A 25,346-nucleotide genomic window follows, 5' to 3' on the forward strand; every position below is an offset into this window, starting at 1 on the left:
TAATGCAACGGCTTTTTCATGTATACTGCCTCTACGAAAGTTGCAAAAAGAAGACTCTATATAAATTAAACATAACATTTACACGAAACGGAGAGGACAGAAAGAACCTGAAGAAGCGAAGTGTTCGCCTAAAAGCTTTCGGAAAGAAAGCTGCATCGGAAGCATACGCTATCACAAGATTTTCATCATTATAAAATTGAATCAAAAAAATCAGGGGATAACAGCGATCGGAAGGTTGTTCTGTCATCGTTGTGTCCAGTGTAAATATTCTTTAGTTCCACTTATATAGCAAACTTTGTTTACAACTCGGAAACAATTGGAGAAGCTATGGATGTAATCCTCTAGTATACTCGGTATATAGATTCATATATTCCGAGGAGGAACACACATCATGAAATCTTTTACTCGTAAATCCATCATATCTACAATTCTCATAGGCTCTGTTGTAGCAGGTTCTGCTTTCACTACGTTTCCCGTCAGCTCAAGCCTGAATCCTGTCGCCTCTGCTGCAAGTTCCAGCTTCACTCAATTTCTGCATGATAATGCACCTGGTCGTACGATCAAAACGATTAAAAATGTGGCAACTGTGACCAATGTGTCCAGTACAGTTGTGCTTGTCAATAAAAAGAGAAATCTGCCTTCGACTTATGAACCTCAAGATTTGGTTGTACCTAATATTCCTTTTAGCTTCTCAGGTGCCAGTCCGAAGAAACAAATGCGTAAAGTGGCTGCAACCGCGATTGAAAAATTATTTGCGGCTGCCAAAAAAGACGGCATTGATATCAAAGCAGTGTCTGGCTATCGCTCCTATGCGACTCAAAAATCGATCTTTGACCGTAATGCCAGCATCAAAGGTGAAGCTGTTGCCAATAAAACAAGTGCTCGGCCAGGACAAAGCGAACATCAAACGGGTCTAGCAATGGATATATCAAGCGCTTCGGCCGGTTATGATCTTCAGCAAAGCTTTGGCAACACCAAAGAAGGCAAGTGGCTGAAAGCCAATGCCCACAAGTACGGATTCATCATCCGTTATGGCAAAGATCAGGAGAAATTGACTGGTTACTCTTATGAGCCATGGCATGTACGGTATGTAGGAGTGTATATTGCTGGTGAGATTACCAACCAGAAGCTTACGCTGGAGCAATATTTGGAACGTGCCAAATAAGGCAGGTTTGAACCCAAAGCTTAGACAGTTATTTGATCAGATAAAAGATGCGTGACTATAGATAACATGGCTGAAGGAGAAGATGGGGCCGCAACTGGCCCTCTTCTGCTTCAATCTTTCATTTACACTCCTCATCATGTCCCAGCGATTCTTCTAAAGACCAGTGGCAGTCTTTTCAGACCTTCTGTTCCAGCCCAAGTGCTTACGCCAGCAAGTAGTGCATTATGGCACAAATAAAGTGCGACATTGTAAACAATAGGGCCTAGAATAATCTCCATTACTACAAAACGTTTTAACGTCGAAGATTGGATCACATATACCCGAAATTCATGCGGGTCATGTCCTCCCTTAAATCTTGTGATGAGAGCTTTCATGAATCACCTCTAGTGTTTTATTCTAGCGTATGGCAGGCAAACCTTGTCTTATTCAAAAATAATACTTACATAAAGTAACTAAGTGTGTTATAGTCAGTTTATAAATTATACATAAGCGAGGGAAACTACCATGAGTGAGTTGGAGAATCTAGTCAAAAACCGTAGATCGGCCGTTATTTTTGAAGAAGGAATTGAAATTTCGGAGTCGGAACTGCAAGAGATGTTTGCCCTGAACAAATTTGCACCTTCTGCCTTCAACTTGCAACACACGCACTATCTTGTGATTAAAGACGAGGAACAGAAAGAGAAAGTCTATGAAGCCTCCCAGCAATATAAGGTAAAAACAGCTTCTGCGGTCATCGTGGTTTTGGGCGATGTCAATGCGCATCATCATATCCGCACCATTAACGAAGGCTTGCTGAACCTGGGCGCACTCACTCCGTTCCAATACGAGCAGGAATCCCAAAGTGTCACTGAATTTTACGAGTCTCGCGGCAGATTCTTCCAACGTGAGGATGCGATTCGCAATGCCAGCCTGTCTGCCATGCAATTGATGCTGATCGCTCAGGATCGCGGTTGGGACACTTGTCCAATGATTGGCTTTGACTCGGAAGAACTGCAGCGGAGTTTGGATATTCCAGACCATTATGTACCGGTTATGATGATCACGATCGGCAAAAAATCGGAAGCCAAACAACGCCCACGCGGTTACCGTAAACCGATTAACGAATATGTTAGCTTTAACAAAATGCACGCTTAATAACATATATAGTGACAACCCAATAAAGCCACGCTCTTGTGGCTTTATTGGGTTTCATCAGACCTTTACGCAAGAACGGAGAGGGCAGAAAATAACCTGAAGAAGCGGAGCTAAAAAGTTTTCTGAAAGAAAGCTGCAACGAAAGCATACGCTTCGCCGTTATCCCCCGGATTTCCCCCTTTTAAATAACTACTCATCCTATCCATTAATCTGTCATATATAAACTTCTCCGTCATTTCAAGGTTGGTATCCGAGATCAATATATCGATTATCTCTGTCTGCTCCACGCAAGTTACAGAAACAATTTCATATGGTTTACCCTGTTCCTCTCTTGTGCATAATGTTATCAATTATGTCGTAATCAAGCGGAGACAGGAGACCCTAATTATGATCAAATTAACCAGTTACCAATTATTTTGCCTTACGTTTTTATTTCAACTGGGTACAACCGTTATTTTTGGTTTTGCTGCAGCTACAGGCCGGGATGCGTGGATTGTCACTCTAATCTCCACATTATCCGGTATGGCTTTGATCTCTATGTATATGGGTATTATGAAAATGAACCCGGGTCTGAGCCTGGTTGAATGGTATCCTCGGCAATTTGGCAAATGGATTGGCCTGCCTATCGCTTTTCTTTATCCGCTTATTTTTTTATTTGATGCAGCACGTATTATCACGGATCTCAGGGACTTAATTCCAACAACAATTCTTCCGCAAACTCCGCCAATTGTTATCATAATATTATTCATGCTGATCGTCATGTACGCACTCTACCTTGGACTGCATAATGTTACAAGAGTTGGAGAGATCATGGTTCCATTCATTCTGATTCTGTTCATTATTGAGATTACCTTTCTCTTGTTGTCTAAGATTATCCTCCCCTCTTTGCTGAAGCCGATCCTGTGGGATGGATGGCATCCCGTTCTTAAAGCAGCGTTTCCCGAGGGAATCTCCCAAACCTATGGGGAAACCATCGCTATGGCAATGATCTGGACACAAGTAGCTCGGCCGGAAAAAATCTGGAAGCCTACGCTCATTGCCACACTACTCGCTTCATTAAGCTTCCTTACGTTTGATCTTCTTTCCATAACGATCTTTGGAGGTGTCTTATTTGAACGAAGTTTATATCCGTTCTACACCTTAACCGGAATGGTTAATATAAACGGATTTATCACCAACCTAAACCCGTTTGCCGTTATGTATTTTTTCATCACTGCCTTTTTCAAACTGTTTCTAAAAATGTACACCGGTTTGGCTGCACTTCAGATTTTGATTCCATTTTTAGGCAAGCGACACTTGGTTTGGATCTCAACCTTATGTGTTCTGACTCTCGGAATGGTCTTATCCGATAACATTGCGGAACATATATATGTGCTTGCCATCAAACAGATTACGCCCTATGTTTGGGTACCCCTGTTTATTATCTTTCCCGTCCTATTGTTCATCGTGTCCTCTATACGGTTCTGGATACAACGTCGGCAGAAAAAGCAAACATCAGGCTGATTAATGTGGATCGCTGACATCCTCTGGCTTGAGATATCCGCCAGAGCCTGTTAGTCCGAAACGGGTCACTTTCAGCTTGATTTGCAAGGAAATATCCACCTCCTGAAAAACCTCTTCCCAACGATCCATGAACGTTCTCCAGAGCTTTGGATGATTGCGATAAAGATAATTGCCAACGCCCAATGCATCCTTTTTGAATTCATCCTGATACTTGAATATCAGGTGTTTCATTTGCCGTTCGACCTCTTTTTGCATTTCGCCCTGGATCTGATCAAGCGATTTGGCATTAAGTAAATCCACAGTCGAAGTATTCTCAACAATATCACACTTTGCACTCAGACTTAGCAGAATGTTTGGGTTCCCCCGCGTGGTATGATTTAACTTCCATACGCTCTTCATGCCATTCAGTTCTGCACTAACCGTACCTGTACCATCAGGAGCCTTGACCGTAATAACATGTCGGTGGCGCCAATTAATGATCCATAAATTGTTATTTGTTTCTTCAATATTCAGAAATCCAATCAACTTCGTATCATTGTCAAGTACAGCAGCCCCTGAAAAAAGGAAAGCAGCCTCTTTACCCTCCTCTTTTTTGGACACATCTTTTATTTTTTCAACTGCCGGCATTAAGAAAGCCACATTCCTTCCTTCATTCATATTTCGAACCAAACTTATGAAGGTCGTATTCACCGGTCCGTAATTCGTTTGATGCAGCTTGTAATATTCCCGTAGCGACTGCGCTCCAAATGGCGTTTTGCTTTTCAACATATCCGATGCTTTCCCGTTCTTCACAACAATGAGGTCCATCCGCAAAGGTGACTCCGCATTTCGCAACAAGAAATCGATGATATGTCCGAAACCTTTTTTTGCCATTTTTTCTCCAATGACAAGACTCCGCCGCTGACCTCTATTGATGGAACGGGTAACTTTGGATTGCATTACAGACAATGCTTGCATCGGTGTTGCTCCTTCTGCTTTTTCGGTATAAAAACCCTCCTGAGGTTGCGACTGCCCATCAGCAGATTCTGCATTCAGAGCGAACTGGTTGCTGAGCAAATAAGTATTATGGTCGGTCCAATCTACGCCTACAGACAGTTGTATCGCCTGATCATTTAATTCGCTATTATCCCAGCAACCGGATAAGAGCATAAGAACAGCACACCATGTCACGAGTATTGCTCTTTTTATGGTTTTCACACTAGCTCATCCCCTTCTTCTGCTGGAGCTGGCTTTTGTCCTTTAGGTCTGCGAATATGGCCAGAAGTCGTATCTAACGGACGCTGATACATCTTCCATTGAGGAGAACGCCATATCGCATCTTTCAGCTCCGGTATATTAAGTGGAGCAAGCGGACTGAAATAAGGCACGCCAAACGAGCGCAGGGCCGTGATATGGAGTAGCAGAGCCATAGTGACAAGGGCAATGCCATACAAGCCAAGTGTTCCGGCAAAAATAAGCAATACGAACCGTAACATACGCAGTGGATGACTCAGATTCAACCGTGCAATGGTAAATGACGCAATGCCTGTACCTGCAACAATGATTACGATCGGAGCAGACACGATACCCGCCTGTACTGCAGCCTGCCCAATAACCAATGCGCCCACAATGCTGACAGCCGATCCAATCTGTTTTGGAAGCCGGATGCCTGCTTCCCGTAACCCCTCAAATGTTACCTCCATCAACATCGTCTCAATCACGGTTGGAAACGGGCTATTTTCCCGGGCAGCCGCAAAATTAAGAACCAGACTGGTCGGGATCATCTGGGAATGAAAGTTGACGATGCCAACAAACAAGGAGGGAAGGAACAGCGAGATAAAAATGAAAAGAATTCGAACGAAACGAACAGCGCTAGAATACAGACTTGGGTTATAATAATCTTCGGCTGACTGAATTCCAGACCAGAATGTAAAAGGCACAATCAGTACAAACGGCGTTCCGTCCGTAATGATGGCTACTTTTCCTTCCAGCAAGCTTGCTGCTACCGTATCCGGACGCTCCGTATTCTGTATGGTTGGAAACAGAGAATACGGAGCGTCCTCTATAAATTCCTCAATGTAGCCCGATTCGAGAATACTGTCCGTTCTGATCCTCTTTAAGCGACTTCTGACCTCATCAAGAATCGATTCCTTCACAATCCCCTGAATATAACAAATGACCACTTCGGTATGGGTCACATCTCCAATGGTCATCGACTCTGTCTTCAATGCATCCGACTTGATTTTCCGTCGAATCATACTTGTATTCACGCGTAGTGATTCGTTGAAACCTTCCCTTGGTCCCCTGATGACCGCTTCGGATGCAGGCTCTTCAACTCCACGTGTTTTAGCACCATCCATACTGGCTACCATGGCAGTATCATGTCCATCCGTGAAAACCACAACAGATGAGTTAAGCACGCCCTGAATTACCTCAGAGAGCGTGGATACCATATGGGTATGAACCAAGGCCAGACGTTCGCTCTGGATTAGTTGACTGGCATGCTTTTCTTCCTGATCCTCCTCATTCTGTGCTTCTAAGAGAGGCTTGAGAATGGCTAAGTCTATAATATTTTTGTCTACTAAACCATCCATAAAAAGCAACAATACGTTATTCCCTTTGCCGAGCGTCACTGGCCGGAACACCACATCGGAACACTGATCAAAACGTTCTCTAAGCATCTGTTCATTCACGTTCAACTGAGTTGATAAAGAGACATCTGGCTTCTGGTTCAGGAGGAACTCTGAGCGTTTGAATTGTTCCTGTTGTACTTGTTCAGCGTTCTTTTTCATTAATGAAACCTCACCATTCTGATTTTGGAGGTAGGCCTGGCATGAATGTCAAGCCTTGTCATTCTTTGAAATTGTTCCCGACAACCCTTAAGTCTATTCGGCAATCCCTGGAGTCCCTCATCAGTCTAAGCCAATTGTTCTACATCCTTCTAAAAAAGTTATGCAAATTTTTTATATCATGTTAGCATCCAACATGTAAGTGAAATCTCAAAGAGAGGAAGATTTTCATGGAAATGTATATCGAAAACCTCCCGTCATACCCGCTCGCTTATGTTCGACAAATCGGTCCTTACGGTCCAGCCAATGCCCAAGCGATGAGTACGCTGAAACAATGGGCAGACAAAAACCAATTGCTTCACGAATCAGCAACATTACTGGGTATCCCCCAAGATGACCCGGCAAGCACACCGCCCGAGACATGTAGATATGATGCCTGTATTGTTATCACTGGATCTGAACGTCTGGAAGATAAGTTTGTTGAGATTGGCGAGTTATCAGGCGGAGATTATCTCATCTGTAAGGTGAGGCATACGGCAGAAGTTATTCAGCAGGCATGGAATGTGATCATCCCACATTTGCAAACAAGTGGTTATGTGATGGACAACAAGCCGGTTATAGAACGATATCGTTGGGAACTGCTCAATCAGCATTGGTGCGAAATATGTGTGCCTGTGAAACCTGTATAATCAGCATTACGAGGAAACGAAAAAAGTGACTTCAGTTTGAAGTCACTTTCTCGTTCAGCACCATTACTGCTACTAACTAGATTAGAAATTAAAATGCCCAGTTGCCTTTGCGGAATACCGGCTCGATTGTACCGTCTTGTAACTCACCATCGATATCCAGTTCTGCCGAACCGATCATGAAATCGACGTGTGTTAAACTCACATTGCACTCATGCTTCAGCAGTTCTTCATTGGACATCGTTGTGCCATCTTTCATGTTGAATGGATAAGCACTTCCCACAGCCAAATGGCAGGATGCATTTTCATCAATACCCGTATTGTAGAAAATACGATTCAGGTTGGAGATTGGGGAGTCATGCGGTACGAGTGCAACCTCACCCAGATAACGTGCTCCTCCATCAGTGGCAAACAGGTTCTTCAGATGCTCTTCACCGGATGCTGCCGTGAATGCAACAACCTGTCCGTCCTTGAATGTGATTCTCATCTGATCTACCAGTTGCCCGTTCAAGTTCAAAGGCATGGTGCTGCTGACATAACCATTCACGCCGCTACGCTTAGGCATGGTGAATACTTCTTCAGTCGGCATATTGGCGACCGTGTATACCCCTTGTTTATTTTCGCCACCACCGCCACCCCAGATATGGTTGTGGACCAGTTCAATTTTCAGGTCTGTACCTGGCGCACGGTAATGCAGACTCTTATAGTTCTTTTTGTTCAGGACATCACTCATGTTATTCAAGGTATCCAGATGTTCTCTCCAATTTTGTACAGCGTCTCCGCCATCTACACGGTTCATTTTGAAGATCGTTTCCCACATCACGTTGATTCGGTCTTCTTCCGGGATGTCGGCAAATACTTTGTTCGCCCAAGCCCTGGTTGGGGCCTTGATCAGACACCAGCTAATCTCATGATTACGTGTGTACTTGGCATATCCGCGACGTGCGTGTGCAGCTGCCTTAGTAGCACGGGAAACGCTGTCGGAGTCAATTCCGTTATACAGTTCAGGATCTGGAACTTTGATCGTCAGGGTGGCGCCGCCTGCTTCTGCAAATTTCTCCATCATATCCGCTTTCCACGCTGGATAATAATCGAAGCTGTCATTGGAGCCATGTTCAAAACGACTGCGGGTAATGTTGTCGTCATCAAAGTCCACCTGTACATAGTTTGCACCAGCCGCATAGGCTTTTTGCACAATCAGACGTGTGAATTCTAGCGTTTCGATAGGAGCCGTTACGAGCAGATCCTGTCCTTTTTGAATATTCACGCCAACTTTAACAACTAGTTCTGCGTATTGTTCCAATGACTTTTCAAAGGTTTGTTCAAATTGACTCATAGTTGTGTTCACTCCTGTTTCATATATTGTATGAACGCTATCGCTTCTGCAGAATCGATTCCTTCTCTTTCACTACGCAAGCTTAATTTCCATAATTTCATTTATACAAAATGATCTAACCATTTCGTTTTTCTTGTTCGCGCAGTTCGATCCGGCGGATTTTACCCGAGTTGGTCTTTGGCAGATCCGTAACAAATTCGATCTTACGTGGATATTTATAAGGTGCTGTGATTTCCTTGACATGGTGCTGCAATTCACGCATCAGTTCTGGTGAAGCCAGTGAATCATCTCGCAGTACAACAAATGCTTTCACCACATTGCCACGGATCTCATCTGGACTTGCAACTACCGCGCATTCCTTCACACTGGCGTGTTTCATAAGTGCTTCTTCCACTTCAAATGGTCCAATCGTGTAGCCCGAACTGATGATGATGTCATCACTGCGCCCTTCAAACCAGAAGTAACCTTCTTCGTCTTTGCGTGCACGGTCTCCTGTTACAAAATAATCGCCACGCTGATTCGCTTCCTTCCGTCCCTCATCCTGATAATAGGACCGGAATAAAGCTGGCATTTCTTTGTGTACCGCGATATCTCCTACTTCACCCGCAGGAACAGGTTGTCCCTCTTCGTCAATAATTTCAATCAATCCCGGTGTAATCGACTGACCCATCGAGCCAATGCGTACAGGCGCATCTTTGAGACTGCCGATTAACAACGTGCTCTCGGTCTGTCCGTATCCGTCTCGAATAGTCAGGTCAAAGTGACGCTGGAAGATTTCAATGACTTCCTGATTGAGCGGTTCACCCGCTGAAACAGCACTGCGCAAATGAGACAGGTCATAATGTCCAAGATCATCGGCTTTGGCCATCAACCGATATTCCGTTGGTGTACAGCAAAGGACATTAATCTGATGTTCCTGCATCAGTTCAAGATAACGCTTGGGCTGGAATGATCCATTGTAGACCAGTCCGGTCGCGCCTCTTCCGAGTACCGACAGGAACGGGCTCCAGATCCATTTTTGCCAGCCAGGTGCAGCCGTTGCCCATACCGTATCCGAAGGTTGAATATCCAGCCATAATGAAGAAGCGATCCGCAGGTGGGCATATCCCCAACCGTGGCTGTGTACAACTCCTTTGGGATTACCTGTTGTGCCCGAAGTATAAGCAAGGATAGCCGTATCATCACGATGAGTTTCCACCGCAGCCATCTCGTCGGGTTGATTCTGCATTAACTGATGCACATTGACCCAGCCTTCAGCAGATACGCCGACTTCACCATTCGGTGATGCCACGATGCGATGTGCCAGTGACGGCAGATCCGCGTCCATCTTTTCCACTTCCGAGGTTGTCTCGGACCATACAATAACAGCTCGCGCCTCAGAGTGACGCAGACGATATTCCAGATCTTTTGCCCGTAACATCTCGGAGGAAGGAATAACGGCAATCCCCAGTTTCAGACAAGCAATGTAAATAACATAGGCAATAATGCGGCGTGGTACCATGACCAACACCCGATCACCCTTCTCTAGTCCAAGTTCACGCAATCCTCCAGCAAGACGATTCGCCTGCTTGAACAAATCACCATACGTGATCTCTTCCAATTCTCGTTGATCGCTGAGCCATCTAAGTGCAATCCGGTCTGATGGATGATTCTCCATCTCGGATGTCAGGTTATAGCTTTCAGGCGAAATCCACTGTTCAAAGTTCAAATGGAGCCTCTCCTTCGTAGTTCAATTGTAAAGCTTCTATTTATTATACCCTAAATCCTAGGACCAGGTGCTATGATCTAAGTTCATTCTAAAAAAAATAAACATAGGTCAATTAATGATAACTACCATTATAATAGATCTCTTCTTATAAAGAAAATGACATAACTAAAAGTGGCACCTACCTGGTCGTCAGGAAAGTGCCACTTTTATAAGAGAATCTCACTATAATTTTCACACAGCTATACTGTGTATGTTACCAAGGATAATTACCCATGCCGTCCAAAATGCTCTCAATTTCATTGAGCTCTTCCGTTGTCAGATCCGGTGCCCGGAGCGCAGCCACGTTTTCTTCAATCTGGGACACACGACTTGCACCAATCAGTGCAGAGGTTACACGGTTACCGCGCAAGATCCAGTTCAGAGCCAGTTGGGAGATCGTCTGTCCTCTTCGCTCGGCAACTGCCTGAAGCGCATCGAACTTGGCAATCCGTTCGTCCGTGTATGCTTCTTTTTTCAAATTACCTGTTGGATTGGCTCGTTCTTCCTTGATCTTGTCGACATATTTATTCGTCAACTGACCGCGGCCGAGTGGACAGAACGCAATGGAACCTACGCCTTGCTCATCCAGTACGTCCTGCAAACCGTCTTCAATCCAGCGATTGAGCATCGAGTAGTTTGGTTGATGAACCAGACACGGCGTACCCAGACGCCGAAGAATGGTTACCGCTTCTTGCGTCTGTTCTGCATTATAATTGGACAAGCCTACATACAGTGCTTTACCTTGCCGAACGATGTGATCCAGCGCCGTCATCGTTTCTTCCAATGGTGTGTCCGGGTCTGGACGGTGATGATAGAAAATGTCTACATAATCCAACCCCATCCGACCAAGACTTTGATCCAGACTGGCAATCAGGTTTTTGCGGGAGCCCCACTCGCCGTAAGGTCCACTCCACATATGATAGCCTGCCTTCGACGAGATAAGCAGTTCATCCCGGTAAGGACGCAGATGTTTTTTATAAATCACACCAAAGTTCTCTTCCGCTGATCCTGGAGGTGGACCATAGTTATTCGCCAGATCGAAATGGTTAATTCCGAGGTCAAAGGCACGCAAAATCATCTCTTCCTGAATATCCAATGTACGGTTGCCACCAAAATTCTGCCATAAACCCAGCGCAATTTGTGGCAGTCTGATTCCGGATTTGCCGGAACGCACATATTTCATCTCATCATATCGTTGTTCACTCGCAGTATAGGGCATTGTTATTCTCACTTTCCTGTAGGGTTTGTTGAATTCCTTTTCATCTTAGACATTTCTCGGGCAAAACGATATGGCATTTCGCTATAATCATATGGAATAATGATTGTTATCTATATATACTAATGTTAAATTCTTAATCTTTTCAGATATGTAGTATGTTAAAATGCAAGATGAGACGAAATCACACAGGAGTGAATACCCTTGATTACGTATATGTTCAAAAACAATCATTTTCAGGAGCTTCAGCTCCTTCATTATGGAACCGAAGGCTGTACAGCAGGTCACCACTTTGGCCCTGCCATGCGAGACTATTATAAAATTCATTATATTCTGAATGGCAAAGGTACCTTTGAAGTTGGTGGCAAAACGTATACCCTGCACAAAGGTCAAGGTTTTCTAATTGTTCCGCACTCTGTCGTGCATTACGAAGCAGATCAAGATGACCCATGGGAATATAGCTGGGTAGCTTTTCAAGGCAGCAATAGTCCATCTTTTCTACAGCAGGCATGTCTGTCGGAGCATCACCCGATTTTTGAGCTTGGTAATGAGGATGACGACATGCGATCCTGTCTGCACCGAATGGTCAATTCGCGCAATACCCACAAAGGCTGGGAGATCAGCATGACGGGTTTGCTGTATCAATTCTTCTCCATATTAATTGATCAGGCTAATTCAGAGCATCTTCAACCCATTCAGGATTATTCGAGGGAAACCTACGTAACGCAGGTGATGGACTTTATTGAAATGAACTACGCCAATGCCATTACCGTTCAATCCATCGCGGCCCATGTCGGTTTGCAGCGCAGTTACCTGTGCTCTCTCTTCAAGGACCAGATGGGAAGCAGCATTCAATCGTATCTGGTCCATTACCGGATGCGCCGGGCAGCCGAATTGACCCTAGATCCGGGACTGACCATTGGGGATGTTGCCCGTTCTGTAGGCTATACGGATCCATTGCTCTTCTCCAAAATGTTCAAAAAAGTGATGGGCGAAGCCCCCACCTACTACCGCAAACATAAAACAGCACCCTCCCAGTTAAGTTGTTAATCGGGAAGGTGCTGTTTGTGTCAATCATTTATCCTTACAATCGTTATTCCTTACATTCTTATCATTTGTTTATACCGTCTCCGGCATGGATACGCCGACGACTTGTACTTTAATTTCATCCACCATAACGCCAGCTAATTGCTCTACAGCCTGTTGAACATTATGTTGAAGTTCACGGCAGACCTCGTGCATCTTGTTACCATATTGAATGTTGATGCGCAGCTGGATGGTTGCCTGATCGTCTTTGACGTGTACGTCAATCCCTTTTTGCAGACTCTTGCCGCTGATACTCTTGGCAATCCCTTCAGTCAGTCCAACGGACATAGAGGATACACCAGCCGTTGATTGAGCGGCCATTCCCACGATCTTGGATAACACATTGTTCGAGATGTGAATGGTACCCATTTGAACAGATTGAGGTGGGATATATTCAGGTTCATTGTATTGTTTTTCGATAATTTCAGACATGTACTCCACTCCTTCGAATAATTAAATTCTATGCATTCTGCCATTTGTCCTTAAAGAACATGTTATAGATTCGAACCAAAAGAATTTTAACAATCATATAAACCGGGATAATAATCAGGATGGCAATAATTCCACCCAGGTCGCCTGCACCCAACACCAGAATGATGGTCGTGAGCGGGTGAATATCGAGCTTTTTGCCGAATACGTACGGTGCAACCAGGTTATCCTGAATCTGCTGAGCGACAAGAATAATAATCAGAGACCAGATGGCAACCGATGGTGAAACCACGAGACCCATGATCACAATAGGTACGGACGACACAATCGCTCCGATAAACGGAACAAAGTTCAAGATGACCGCAATTACCGTGAGCAGTAATGCGTAAGGCAGTCCAATGATGAGGAAACCAATATACATCAATACACCCAGTGCCAGATTCACCAAAACTCTTCCCACAATAAAACCACTCAACGCCTGATCAATCTCAATTACGACTTCACGGCTATCATTTTGGAAACGTTTTGGAGCGATATGTGCCAATTTACGACCAAATTTATCGCCTTGTAACAGCATATAGAACAAAAGGATCGGTAGTGTAAACAAGATGATCGCAAAACTGGAAACGAGTGAGAAAAATCCACTTACATAGTTGGTTACAAAGTTAAATCCTTTGTTGATATACTCCGTGATCTGGGAGAAAGGTGTCGAGCCCTCAGGGAACAAGGCCTGAATGGCACCATTTTGCTCCAGCTCTCTCAGCTGGTCACTTAATGAATTAATTAGACTTGGTGCGTTATCAACCAGGTTGATTAGTTGCTCACGTAACGATGGCCATAAACCAATGATGAAGAACACTCCCAGAATAGCAGTAATCAGATAGATTAGCAAAATACTTAACGTGCGATTTATTTTCTTTTTCTCCATATAATTCACAAGCGGCCTTAACAGATAATAAAAGAACACCGACAACATCATCGGCACAGTGATGACCGTGATCATGGTGACTAGCGGCTGAAAGATGAAGCTCACACGTGATAATAAATAGATATTAACCAATAACAACGCCAGTGCAATACTGAACCGGACAAACGTATTTACTTTGAACAAAATATTTCCCTCCACATGGACATTTCTTCTCTTATTTAATTTGGAATCTCAATGCTAAACACGGTTGTTTCTCGCCCACGCCGGGAAAGGATCAGCCGTCCACCCATTTTCTCCGTATTACGCCGTGCGATGGACAACCCGAGACCGGTGCCTCCGGTCGCTGTCCGCGCCTCATCCCCTCGTACAAACGGGTCAAAGATGGTTGACCACAGTTCTTGTGGTATGCCCACTCCGTTATCTGCCACCTCTATCACCACATGGGTATGAAGCGGAATGAGTTCGAGGCGCAGTTCGGTTCCGATTGGATTATAAGACAGAGCATTGGTAATCAAATTCTGGATGACTCTGGATAACAGCTCCGGATCATACCTCGCGTAGATCACCTCATCAGGAACAAGTACATGAAGGACAAACTGTTTCTGTTCAATCTCCCCATAGGTATCTGCCATAATCTCTCGCACGAATTCTCCAATCTCTCTTCTCTGAATATGCATGCGAAAATCGGGCGAATCCACCTTGAGCAGCTCCAACATATTCTGTATCATGCGTGCAACTTGAACGGACTTGTTATAGATGTATCCCAGATATCTTTGCTGCCTGTCCTTGTCCTCCCCACGTCCTTCCACCAATGCCTGCGCATATCCCTGTATGGATGTTATCGGTGTTTTCAGATCATGTGATAAGTCTACAATCAGTCGCTGTTTACTCTCTTCGGCGTAACGTTTTTCCGCAGAGGTGTTCTCAATAACGTCCGCCATGTAGTTAAAAGTCTCACCGATCTGGACAAATTCTCTCTCGGCCGAAATCGACATCCGTGTACTGTAATTCCCTTGTATCATCTGCGTAAGACCCGAGGAGAGGATGCTGAGTGGTTTTTTGATTCTCCGTGCGACCCAATAGCTGTAGACAAAGATCAATAATAAAACCAAACCGATGCCAATCATAATGTAAAAGGATAATGGATGTTTCAGATTAGTAATCAACTGATTATCATTAATCCGCACGCTGACCAGATCACGCGGGATTTTGAGCAATACATACGCTGCCGTTCCTGCTGTCGAGAGAGGAGTGATCGAATAATAGTATTCCTGGTTACTCCGATTCTCAAGTCCAGCATATAGATCGGCTTCACTGTATTGGGTGAACGCATCTTGCTTGTCTCCCACATGATGAATGACGTTGCGATTCGCATCCAGAATCTCAATCCAGCCGCCGCTGTCCTTGAGACGTGGGATCTCTGTGTCTTTGCCTTTCGACACCGAACCTCCACCGGAATAAAATTCGTTCTCCAGCTCTTCCACATATACGTGGGCTTCAACATTCAGATCCGGATCAACCACCTGATCCGAAATGCGAAAATCCACGACATCAAGTGAAACCATAAGGTACACGATCAATACCAGTAACAGCAAAAAGAAGTTGAACAGCAAAAAGTCCAGTGTCAGGGATGTCTGCAACAGTCGCTTTTCTCTAGCTTTCCATGGGCGCTTCAATTTTGTATCCCAGTCCCCTTATCGTTTTGAGATATTCCGGTTGTCTGGAGTCACGCTCGATCTTCTCCCGAATGTTGCTGATATGTACCATGATCGTACTGTCCTCGTGCGCATAATAATCGCCCCAGACCGCTTCGTATATTTTTTTACGGGTGAATACTCGGCCAGGTTGATCGAGCAACAATTCCATGATTTTATACTCTGTAGAAGTCAAAGTTACAGGACTTCCTGAACGAAAAAGGAGACATTGGGATCGATCCAGCGTCAGATCACCTAATACCAGATTCTGTTCTTTCGCTGCGGGAACCTCCGCTGCATCAAATTGATTAACTCTTCTGAGCAACGCCTCTACTCTGGCGACAATCTCAAGCGGGTTGAACGGCTTCGCTATATAATCGTCTGCCCCAAGTCCCAGTCCGAGGATTTTATCGTGATCCTGACTTTTGGCGGATAGGAACAGAACAGGCATGTGATGCGTCGCCCGGATCTGCTTGATCAACTGCAATCCATCCATTACAGGCATCATGATGTCCAGTATGACCAGATCGATCTGTGTTGAACGTATGGTTTGTAGCGCCTCGGCTCCATTCACCGCAGTTTTAATGGTATAGTCCTTCTCCAGATAGAGTTGAAGCAGTTCCACAATCTCTGGTTCGTCATCTGCAATTAATACAGTGTATCTCATGTTATTCCTCTCATTTCCTATACTCTATGCCTATCTCTACATTATTACTATATACTACGTCTCTTAATTCAACCTAAATCATTTCTAAAGATAATCTAAATAAATAGAAATAGAGCCCTGGCGCAGGCCAAGGCTTTAAGAAAGGTTCTAAACTAATTTGGAATACATATGACGCAGATACCGCCAGCGCACGAGTGCAAAATACAAGATCTGCATGGAAGCAAACACCAAGAAGATACGCAGGCTGTATCCAAAGACCGAGAAATCAACCAGCTGCTGCAACGCTACAAAGGCAACTGAACTGTGGATGACCGCCACCAAGAGTGGCAGGAAGAACATGAGCAGGAGCTGCCTCGTTACAATGTTGCGGAGTTCGGGACGACTGAGTCCCATTTTGCCAATCATACGATACTGCGCTTCATCCCGTTCCAGATCTGCGTAAAGTCTGAAATATGTGAAACTTGCTGCAAAGGTGAAGAAAACAATGCCAATCAGACCGCTCAAGATCAGAATGATGCCATTGGTCTGCTTGGAATTAAGCCAATCCAACACAAGCGCGCTGACCTCGTAATAACCTTTGTCGGAATGATCATCTTGAATGGATTTGATCAATTCAGGAGCAAAGCTGCGTGTGCCCATCCAATCTTTCACGATAAATTGGACCGTTCGCATGGAATAGAAATCTTCAGGCATCCCAACTTCCTCGTTGTACTCAGGTCTCATCTTATTAAACAATTCGTCGGTTACGATGTAGAGATTAATTTCCCCTTGAAAGGGAATTACAATCTCGGTTCCAGGTGTCGATAGCTGAACAGGTACGCGCTGATTATCAATCTCCAGATTGATCTCCCCTCCCGAGACTCCTTGTTCAGCTTGTTCACGGTACTTCTTACGAACCGCCAAATTGCTTGGTGTCATAAATGACTCATCGACCTGTTTCAACGTACGTTCTTCGTACCCAAGTGCCTTCGCCAGACGGTTATAATCACTCAGCTTAATAATATTGCCATTGTTATTTTCAACTAGAGGAGCATAACTGCCCTTCACGTAGGGAACTTGATTATCAATCAACGTTTCTTCAATCTGACGAATATGTCGATCCGAGTCGGGAGTATCCCATGAATTCATATAACTGAATGCGTACGGATTCGACATGGACGACAACCCCGGGTCAGCAATCGCGAGCATGGTGCCAATTCCCGTAAATGAAGAAGCGGAGATGATACTTACCATGAAAAACATGATGGCGTTATCTTTCATTCGATAGGTAAGCTCAGATAGGAAGAGCAGATTGGTTTTGCGGAAAAATAACCGTGGATTACCTTTGAGTGCCCGGATCACGTACACACTGAGCTGTGTGAACAGTAAATACGTACCTGCAATAACAACCACGACACTTGCGAGTAATAACGGAAACGAGAAGCTTACCCATACAAAAGTGAATACTCCTGCATAACCCCCTCCAACCAACAATACCGATAACAGTGCGAGCAAACGTGATGCTTTGGGTTCCGGTTTCGGTTTTTCCTCTGATTTCACAAGGTCAATGAGCGAACCTTTCCGTATGAGCAAGGATGACGACATCGCAATGATAACAAACAGCAGCAAAAATGCGCCAACCGTCAAGGCAATGCCTTTCAGCGGAAAATAGAACCGAAGACTGTTCTCAACAGCCAGCATGGATCCACAGATGAGCAGGATCAATTTGCCGAAAATAATCCCGAGCCCGATGCCGGTAATGATCGAAGCTAATCCGATACACATATTCTCCATAAACAGGAGCCGGTTCATCTGTTTGTTTGTCATGCCAATAATCAGAAAAATACCAAATTCTTTCTTGCGTGTCTTCAGAAATGAACCTACCGAGTAGAGCAGGAACAGAAATGAAAAGATGAATATAATGATCTCCGCAATCATAAACCCCTGGTTAGCAAGCAAAGTAACCGTTCCATTGGAACCCTTTAACCCTTCTTTCAGATCGGGATGAAACAGGAGCAATGCATAAGTAAAAAAGATCATAACGGAAAATGTACTACTCAGAAAATGAGCCAGATAAATTCTTTTGTTGCGAACAACGTTATTAATGGCGAACTGGCGAAAATTCATGTCCTGAACCTCCCATTAGGGATAATACATTAATAATTTTCTGGTAAAAGGCCGCACGATTATCGCCGTAGTGAATTTCATTATACAGTTTGCCATCCTTGATAAAGACAACCCGACTGCAATAACTTGCAGCTACTGCATCATGAGTGACCAGCAGCATCGTAGCCTGATCCTCCTGATTGCGAGTTTCGAGAATCTCCATCACATCTCTTGCCGCCTTTGAATCCAGGTTGCCTGTTGGCTCATCGGCCAGAATCAGCTTCGGGGAATGGATAAGCGCTCTGGCAATGGCCGTACGCTGTGCCTGTCCTCCTGATATCTCATATGTCCGTTTGTTCAGAATACCCTCGATCCCCAGCTTGCTTGCCAGCTGTTCGACACGTGCGTTCATCTCTGCTAGCGAAACACCGTCAAGAGTCAGTGGCAGCACAATGTTTTCCTTGACTGTAAGTGTAGTTAACAGATTGAACGATTGAAAAACGAATCCAAGCTCTTTGCGCCGGAACAGCGCGAGTTCGTCCTGATTCAATTCAAACGGATTCTTCCCTGCAATCCGCAGTTCGCCTGATGTTGGATGATCAATGGTTGAGATCATGTTCAGCAGCGTTGTTTTGCCACTACCCGACGGTCCCATAATGCCGACAAACTCACCTTTCTGAATACTGAGGTCGATGCCGGATAACGCTTCATAGGACACAATGCCTTTATAGATTTTACTGATCTGTTTCACAGAACAAATCTCCATCGTTACAACTCCTTAGTGATGTAATAATTCAAAATCAAGTTACATTCATGCTGTGTGTATGCGTATTGTGCGTGGCCTTTCCTGTGATCTTCTGACTACAGTCTATCGAAGTTCCGACCATTCTCCTATGGTTTAACCTTTCATCAACATGACAATGTTGTAAGGTTGAATCATGGTAACCAAAAAAGACGTCTTCGCCCCGACAGGCAATAGACGTCTAACCTCACACTTATACTTCTTCAACCTGCCTTTCAGGAGTTGAATGTAATTCGGACAGTCGTTCCTTCGCCGTAAACGGATTCAAGATCAATCTGATGATTCATCCGCGTTAACACTTCTTTGGCAATATACAGTCCCATGCCTGTGGACTCTTTGAAATGCCGCCCGTTCTCCCCAGTGAAGAAAGGCTGGAATACCCGATTCAGATCAGACTTCGGAATCCCGATGCCCTGATCCTGCACTTCCAGCATGATGGAGCGTTCTGCTTCATATGCCCGCAGATGAATCTTTTGTCCACTGCCCGCTGCGTACTTGATTGCATTAGAAAGTAACTGGACCAGGACAAAACGAATCCACTTGGCATCGGATTGCACAACCAGCGAAGGTTCTATATGCATCTCTGGATAGACGTGATTACGGATGAAGAAACGTTTCAGCTCATGGATCGCCTCTTCCCCAGCATTCTTCAGTATCACAGGTTCAACACTGAAATCCTGTTCAAAGGTATCCAAGCGAGCCACATACAGTACAGTCTCCAGACCTCGTCTCATCTGGTCCGCTTCCTCCCGAATGCTTATGAGCCGAGGATCGTCATCCTCCTGATCTTCCACGGTCAACTCAATCACAGATAAAGGTGTCTTCATCTGATGTACCCACTGGTTCATAAACGTCAGATATTCTTGCTGCCGCTGTTCAAGCCGATGCAGATGTGCATGATACTGTCTGTATTGCGAATCCAGCAGCTTCTCCAGCGACAGTGATAATGGACTTGTTTCGTTCAATGGTACAAATTCCTTCAGCGAATCCATTGATCGTGACATTCGGGCATAAAAAGAGCGATGTGACAGATAACGATAGACCAAATATCCGATGTACAAAAATAATCCCAACGCTACGGCATAAGCAGCCGTGATCCAATCGTTGTAACCGTCATACCAGAACACCGCAACCACGGTGAACAAGATGGCAACAACCCAGCAAGTTAAAGCGAGATGTTCTCGTATAAACAATCTCATGAAGGAGAAGAAGCTTTCCAGTTATTGTTCAATCGGTAACCCGAACCTCTGACCGTTTCCAGTGCATCCGAAATACCAAGCTCGGTTAATCGTTTACGCACCCGAGTAACGTTAACGCTGAGTGTATTGTCATCCACAAAAGAGTCATCCCACAGCTTCTCCAGGATTGTCTCTCTGCTCACCAGCTTGGGACTGCGGCGCAGTAACGTTTCCAGCAGAATCGTTTCCTTCTTCGTCAGCTGTACTTTGCGATCACCAAGCTGAATCTCCAGTCTTTCCAAGTATACGACCAAACCATCCAGTTCCACCTTGCGTTCTTCATCACGTACAGCATAGTCCCCATATACCCGGCGCAGCTGACTTCGAATTTTCGCTATAACAATCTCATGCTCAAATGGCTTCGTGATATAATCATCTGCCCCGTTCTCCAGTGCCATGACCTGATCCATCTTCCCACTCCGCGCGGAGATAAACAAAATGGGGCATGTGGACAGCGTACGAATCTGGCGGCACCAATAGAAACCATCGTAACTGGGCAAGTTGATATCCAGAAGTACCACATGTGGCTGTACCTGCTCAAACTGTTGTACAATCATCTCAAAATCCTCGACCAGTACGGCCCGGTCCCCGTAGCGTTCAATATGTGATTTCAATAATCCCGCAATCTTGGGATCGTCCTCTATTATCATAATGGTATACATTATTGGATCTCACCTCTGGCAAAATCATAACACAGGATTTATTATCTAGCATCGATTTGCTTACGCCAATCCACAATATCCTCGTTCAATTGCTTCAGGTCTCCAGAAGCTTTCTGATCATCGGATAACTTGTATTGTTGCTTCAATGCCAAGATACGATATACACTTTCATCAATTCGGGACTCGGTGATTTTGCCTGACTTCACTGCACTTATTAGCGTATCAAAAATCGTCTTGGCACTCTCATAACTGTGAGCTACCAACAGAATGTCACTTCCTGCTTTAACAGTTGCCAGGGCGGCTTCGTCCAACTTGAAGTTCTTCGCAATTGCACCCATACTCAGGTCATCCGTGATGACGACACCATCATAATTGAACTTCCCACGCAAATGTTCACCAATAATGACATCCGATAAGGAGGCTGGATGATCCGGATCAAGCTTCGGGAACAAAATGTGTGCAACCATGACCGCCTCCACTTGCTCCTTCACTGCGGCCTGGAACGGAATCCATTCAAGCTCGGCCAGTTGTTTTTCCGTTTTGTTCACAACAGGCAGATCCAGATGGGAGTCCACGGACGTATCACCATGACCCGGAAAATGTTTCACTACCGGAATAATGCCTTCACTACGTAGTCCCTTCATCTCTGCAATCCCCATACGTGACACCAGTTCTGCCGAGCTGCCGAATGAACGATCTCCAATCACCGGGTTCTTCGGGTTACTGTTCACATCCAGCACAGGAGCAAAGTCCACATTAAAACCTGCAAGCTGAACTTGTCTGGCCAACAATTCACCCATCGTTTCAGCAAGTGCGCTATCTTTCGTCTCGCCTACTTTTCTACTGGAAGGAATCGATTCCACCGTCTCCGGCATACGACTGACTTTGCCACCCTCCTGATCCACACTCATGAAGATCGGTACCGGGTTGGACCGATTCGCTTCCTTGATGGACTGCACAAACTTGGCTGTTCCCTCGAGTGTCGATACATTGTTGGCATAGAAAATAATGCCCCCTACCTTTTGATCGGTAATCATCTGTTTGGCTTGATCATCCAACGTTGTCCCTTGAACACCAGCCAGTATCATCTGTCCAATCTTCTCTTCTAACGTTAATGAACGGAGCTGCTCCTGCACCGAATCGACTTCCTCTGGTACTTCCTCTTGAGGTGGAGTAGTATTCTGCTCCGGCGATGAAGAGGATTGCCCTGAGTTAGAGCCAGCGTTTGAGCCGGTATTCGAGTCCGTTGCGGAGGAAGGTTTCTGTGCTTGGCCACATGCCGATAAAATCAGAACGATCCCCAGCAGAAGACACATCATATGCAGTGGTTTTCTCCATTTATTGTTCGAGTTGTACCTATAATTGTGCAAGGATATTCATCCTCCTTATGTAATGTCATCTTGGTAATTCAAAGGTTCAGGCCTAACCTTATCACAAGGTGAATGATTTTCAAAATGAGCGCTTCTGAGGATTGAATCGTTGTGCTGACATATATGCAGCGAAAAAAATGGTTGCTATAGAACCTGAAATATGGAACTTAATGGTATTGTGACTAGGCGCGTGTGCGATGTATGTGGAGAATAATAAGGAGTAACGGTGCAGGAAATGATTTTCTATTGTGAATTTTTCAGATGTTGAAATTATTAGTATAGGTAGCTCAAAAAGCCGCCCAAAGGCGGCCTATTTGTTCGTTTTTGTTTTACTTTTCGTTGTAAATCGTTGCCGTTCAGCGTTGGCTCACCTTTCACTAAACGTTCTTAGGCTTCTATTAATGGAGTGTTTGCAACACTTCCGTTGTAAATGGAATAATTTCGGATATGCGACCTTCGCGAACTTTGGCAGGCCATTCGGGATCACTAAGCAGAACACGACCCAAGGCGATCAGGTCAAATTCATTGTTCTCCAGCTTCCAATTTAATAGATCCAGATGGGCATCCCCTGTTCCCTGGTACTCGGTTGCCCTGTCTACAAATTCAGCTTCAAGACCTACCGATCCAACTGAAATAGCTGGTTTACCGGTTATTTTTTGCGTCCAACCCGCAAGATTCAACTCCGAACCTTCGAACTCCGGTAACCAGAACCGGCGAGTTGAGCAATGGAATATATCTACGCCAGCAGCACTGAGTGGTGCCAGGAATTGCTCCAATTGTTCCGGCGTTTCCACCAGACGTGCCTCATAATTCCCCATCTTCCATTGGGAGAACCGGAGCACAATTGGGAAATCAGGACCAACCGCCGCACGACAAGCTTTAATCACTTCAACCGCAAATTGAGTTCGCCGTACCAAATCACCACCATAATTGTCAGTCCGTCGATTCGTCTGCTCCCAGAAGAATTGATCAATCAGGTATCCATGGGCTCCGTGCAGTTCAATGCCATCAAACCCGATTCGCTGTGCATCCGCTGCCGCTTGGGCATATGCCTTTACAAGACCATGAATCTCCTCTTCCGTTAATGGTTCACGTGATGGTTCACCTGCCATGCTAACCCCAGACGGACTTACAGGCTCAGCTTCTGCATTAGGCAAGTCACCGGAACGACGTGCTGTACCCACATGCCACAATTGTGGCATGATTTTGCCACCCGCTTCATGTACTGCTTTCACTACATTAGCCCATCCTCGCAACGAATCTTCACCATGGAATAATGGAATACTCGCTCCACTAACCGAAGATGGATGATTAATGCCTGTACCTTCCGTTATAATAAGCCCCACTCCACCTGCTGCTCTGCGACGATAGTATTCAGCAACTTCTGGTCCAGGTACGCCCTCTGGTGAGAATCCGCGAGTCATGGGTGCCATAACGATTCGATTAGACAATGTTAGCTTGTCCGAGGTGAAAGGTTTGAATAATGCTGAAGGTACGTTCATAGTACATTGCTCCTTTGCAATTGGAAATATGGAACTCCGCATCCACATGAAATGCGACATGCTTTTGTATTGTATCACGTGTAATCCAGTTGACTGGTTTAGAATTATTTCTCTATCCATTTTGTATGTCTAAGCATGTCCGCTTCCTCCTTTATACTATGTAATTCGACCCGTACACGCAACAAATTCCGCCCGATCTCTACGAAAAAAAGTAGACAATCACATCTGTTGATGTGCTGTCTACTTGTTCTTACTGTCTGTGATTTCTATTCAGCTTTTACCAAAATCTTAACTTGATTTTTCTCTTTTAGCAGTGCATCAAATCCATGTTCCACCACTTCATCCAACGAGATTCGTTTGGTCACCAGCTTGTCAGCCGGGAAGAAACCTTTATCCATCAGACTGATCACCGCCGGGAACACATCGCGATAACCAATAATGCCATTAACTGTACGTTCTTTCATGACAATCGAGTTCGGGTGAATTGGCGCTTCCTGTTCAAAAATACTGACGATCATCAACTCTCCACCAATACGTGTCGAATCAATGGCTTGTTGCAGAACACGCGGAACACCGGTTACTTCATAAGCTACGTTAACGCCACCTTGTGTACGTTGATGGATCTCTTCCACGACATTAAACTGCATTGGATCAATCACAATGGCACCGAGCTCTTCGGCTTTTGCTTTCCGTTCATCCGATAACTCCACCACATAAATATCCGACGCTCCCGAAGCTTTAAGCGCTTCGATGACCAGAAGTCCGATTGGGCCTGCGCCAAACACGGCTGCCGTATCTCCCACTTTCAGTTTGCTTTGGCGCACAGCGTGAAGTGCTACAGCTGAAGGTTCAACCAACGCACCTTGCTCATACGAGATTGAATCCGGAATGGCATGTACCATGTTTTCTTCAGCAGTTACATATTCGGAGAATCCGCCTCCGCCTCCAGCGAGTCCAAGGAAACCCATTTTATCGCACAAATTGTATTTCCCTTGTTTACAAGCTTCGCAGTGTCCACATGCATAGATCGGTTCTACAACCACTCGATCACCCGCCTTGAAACGTGTAACACCTTCCCCTACTTCAACCACCTGTCCTGAGAATTCATGCCCCATAACAATAGGCGCTTGTTCCCCTGTTAGCGGATGTGGTGCTTGAGCAGGAATGAAGATTGGACCAGCTGTGTACTCGTGCAAGTCGCTGCCGCAGATACCGCACCATTCCACTTTTATTTTGACCTTACCTTCTTCAGGGTGAGGTTCATTAATATTTTCGAGACGTAAATCTTTGACTCCATGCCAACGTAATGCTTTCATTCATTTCATCTC

At 45.0% G+C, this 25,346-nt stretch carries 21 protein-coding genes; 5 read left to right on the forward strand and 16 right to left on the reverse strand.

The genetic code is table 11. The features are described 5' to 3' along the window. Positions 1-391 precede the first annotated feature (391 nt). The 3 genes from J7E78_RS04490 to J7E78_RS04500 all read left to right on the forward strand — a co-directional run bounded on the left by J7E78_RS04490 (position 392) and on the right by J7E78_RS04500 (position 3,802). Positions 392-1,165 carry a M15 family metallopeptidase gene (locus J7E78_RS04490; RefSeq protein ID WP_215075132.1) on the forward strand — a complete coding sequence of 258 codons (774 nt, stop codon included), beginning with the start codon at positions 392-394 and terminating at the stop codon, positions 1,163-1,165. A 504-nt stretch (positions 1,166-1,669) separates the two neighbouring features. Beyond that, positions 1,670-2,299: a nitroreductase family protein gene (locus J7E78_RS04495; protein ID WP_215075133.1), complete on the forward strand. Its 630-nt coding sequence runs from the start codon at positions 1,670-1,672 to the stop codon at positions 2,297-2,299. Positions 2,300-2,686: 387 nt separating this feature from the next. Then, on the forward strand, positions 2,687-3,802 hold the full coding sequence (locus J7E78_RS04500) for a GerAB/ArcD/ProY family transporter (RefSeq protein WP_215075134.1): 1,116 nt from the start codon (positions 2,687-2,689) through the stop codon (positions 3,800-3,802). Here J7E78_RS04500 and J7E78_RS04505 read toward each other — a convergent pair whose 3' ends face one another. Both J7E78_RS04505 and J7E78_RS04510 read right to left on the reverse strand, forming a co-directional pair. After that, positions 3,803-4,999: a Ger(x)C family spore germination protein gene (locus J7E78_RS04505; RefSeq protein WP_215075135.1), complete on the reverse strand. Its 1,197-nt coding sequence runs from the start codon at positions 4,997-4,999 to the stop codon at positions 3,803-3,805. Continuing rightward, positions 4,996-6,573 (reverse strand): spore germination protein, encoded by a 1,578-nt coding sequence (locus J7E78_RS04510; RefSeq protein ID WP_215075136.1) that lies wholly within the window; start codon positions 6,571-6,573, stop codon positions 4,996-4,998. Before J7E78_RS04510 ends, J7E78_RS04505 begins: the two co-directional genes overlap by 4 nt. Before the next feature lie 227 nt (positions 6,574-6,800). Here J7E78_RS04510 and J7E78_RS04515 point away from each other — a divergent pair, with 227 nt between their 5' ends. Next, the gene (locus J7E78_RS04515) at positions 6,801-7,259 is read left to right on the forward strand and encodes an AraC family transcriptional regulator (RefSeq protein WP_215075137.1); all 459 of its coding nucleotides are present in this window, start codon (positions 6,801-6,803) and stop codon (positions 7,257-7,259) included. 88 nt (positions 7,260-7,347) lie between these two features. On the opposite strand, the gene J7E78_RS04520 is transcribed toward J7E78_RS04515, so the two are convergent. The 3 genes from J7E78_RS04520 to J7E78_RS04530 form a co-directional block, all read right to left on the reverse strand. Continuing rightward, complete coding sequence (locus J7E78_RS04520) at positions 7,348-8,592, reverse strand: aminopeptidase (protein ID WP_215075138.1); 1,245 nt, start codon at positions 8,590-8,592, stop codon at positions 7,348-7,350. A 115-nt stretch (positions 8,593-8,707) separates the two neighbouring features. After that, positions 8,708-10,249, reverse strand: a complete 1,542-nt coding sequence (locus J7E78_RS04525) for an acyl-CoA synthetase (RefSeq protein ID WP_397330470.1) — start codon at positions 10,247-10,249, stop codon at positions 8,708-8,710. 304 nt (positions 10,250-10,553) lie between these two features. Continuing rightward, a complete protein-coding gene (locus tag J7E78_RS04530; protein WP_215075140.1) occupies positions 10,554-11,558 on the reverse strand; it encodes an aldo/keto reductase in 1,005 nt (334 codons plus the stop codon). A gap of 201 nt (positions 11,559-11,759) precedes the next feature. Between J7E78_RS04530 and J7E78_RS04535 the strand changes: the two genes are divergently transcribed. Next, a complete protein-coding gene (locus J7E78_RS04535) occupies positions 11,760-12,605 on the forward strand; it encodes an AraC family ligand binding domain-containing protein (RefSeq protein WP_215075141.1) in 846 nt (281 codons plus the stop codon). Between the two features lie 69 nt (positions 12,606-12,674). On the opposite strand, the gene J7E78_RS04540 is transcribed toward J7E78_RS04535, so the two are convergent. The 11 genes from J7E78_RS04540 to J7E78_RS04590 form a co-directional block, all read right to left on the reverse strand. Then, positions 12,675-13,073, reverse strand: coding sequence for an Asp23/Gls24 family envelope stress response protein (locus tag J7E78_RS04540; protein ID WP_215075142.1), 399 nt, complete (start codon positions 13,071-13,073; stop codon positions 12,675-12,677). 28 nt (positions 13,074-13,101) lie between these two features. Continuing rightward, positions 13,102-14,181 carry an AI-2E family transporter gene (locus J7E78_RS04545; protein WP_215075143.1) on the reverse strand — a complete coding sequence of 360 codons (1,080 nt, stop codon included), beginning with the start codon at positions 14,179-14,181 and terminating at the stop codon, positions 13,102-13,104. A 35-nt stretch (positions 14,182-14,216) separates the two neighbouring features. Then, complete coding sequence (locus tag J7E78_RS04550) at positions 14,217-15,674, reverse strand: sensor histidine kinase (protein WP_215075144.1); 1,458 nt, start codon at positions 15,672-15,674, stop codon at positions 14,217-14,219. Next, positions 15,652-16,359, reverse strand: coding sequence for a response regulator transcription factor (locus J7E78_RS04555; protein ID WP_215075145.1), 708 nt, complete (start codon positions 16,357-16,359; stop codon positions 15,652-15,654). Before J7E78_RS04555 ends, J7E78_RS04550 begins: the two co-directional genes overlap by 23 nt. A gap of 147 nt (positions 16,360-16,506) precedes the next feature. Further along, positions 16,507-18,465, reverse strand: a complete 1,959-nt coding sequence (locus J7E78_RS04560; RefSeq protein WP_215075146.1) for an ABC transporter permease — start codon at positions 18,463-18,465, stop codon at positions 16,507-16,509. Beyond that, a complete protein-coding gene (locus tag J7E78_RS04565; RefSeq protein ID WP_215075147.1) occupies positions 18,440-19,210 on the reverse strand; it encodes an ABC transporter ATP-binding protein in 771 nt (256 codons plus the stop codon). Before J7E78_RS04565 ends, J7E78_RS04560 begins: the two co-directional genes overlap by 26 nt. A gap of 251 nt (positions 19,211-19,461) precedes the next feature. Further along, entirely contained in the window at positions 19,462-20,445 is a 984-nt protein-coding gene (locus tag J7E78_RS04570) for a sensor histidine kinase (protein ID WP_215075148.1), read from the reverse strand. After that, the gene (locus tag J7E78_RS04575) at positions 20,442-21,146 is read right to left on the reverse strand and encodes a response regulator transcription factor (protein ID WP_215075149.1); all 705 of its coding nucleotides are present in this window, start codon (positions 21,144-21,146) and stop codon (positions 20,442-20,444) included. Before J7E78_RS04575 ends, J7E78_RS04570 begins: the two co-directional genes overlap by 4 nt. 41 nt (positions 21,147-21,187) lie before the next feature. After that, a complete protein-coding gene (gene nagZ / locus J7E78_RS04580) occupies positions 21,188-22,516 on the reverse strand; it encodes a beta-N-acetylhexosaminidase (RefSeq protein ID WP_251034816.1) in 1,329 nt (442 codons plus the stop codon). A gap of 398 nt (positions 22,517-22,914) precedes the next feature. Further along, positions 22,915-24,018 (reverse strand): NADH:flavin oxidoreductase, encoded by a 1,104-nt coding sequence (locus J7E78_RS04585; RefSeq protein WP_215075150.1) that lies wholly within the window; start codon positions 24,016-24,018, stop codon positions 22,915-22,917. A gap of 266 nt (positions 24,019-24,284) precedes the next feature. Continuing rightward, positions 24,285-25,334: a 2,3-butanediol dehydrogenase gene (locus J7E78_RS04590; protein WP_215075151.1), complete on the reverse strand. Its 1,050-nt coding sequence runs from the start codon at positions 25,332-25,334 to the stop codon at positions 24,285-24,287. Positions 25,335-25,346 lie beyond the last annotated feature (12 nt).

It is taken from the genome of Paenibacillus polymyxa (genome assembly GCF_018614975.1).
Classification (GTDB): Bacteria; Bacillota; Bacilli; order Paenibacillales; family Paenibacillaceae; genus Paenibacillus; species Paenibacillus polymyxa_E.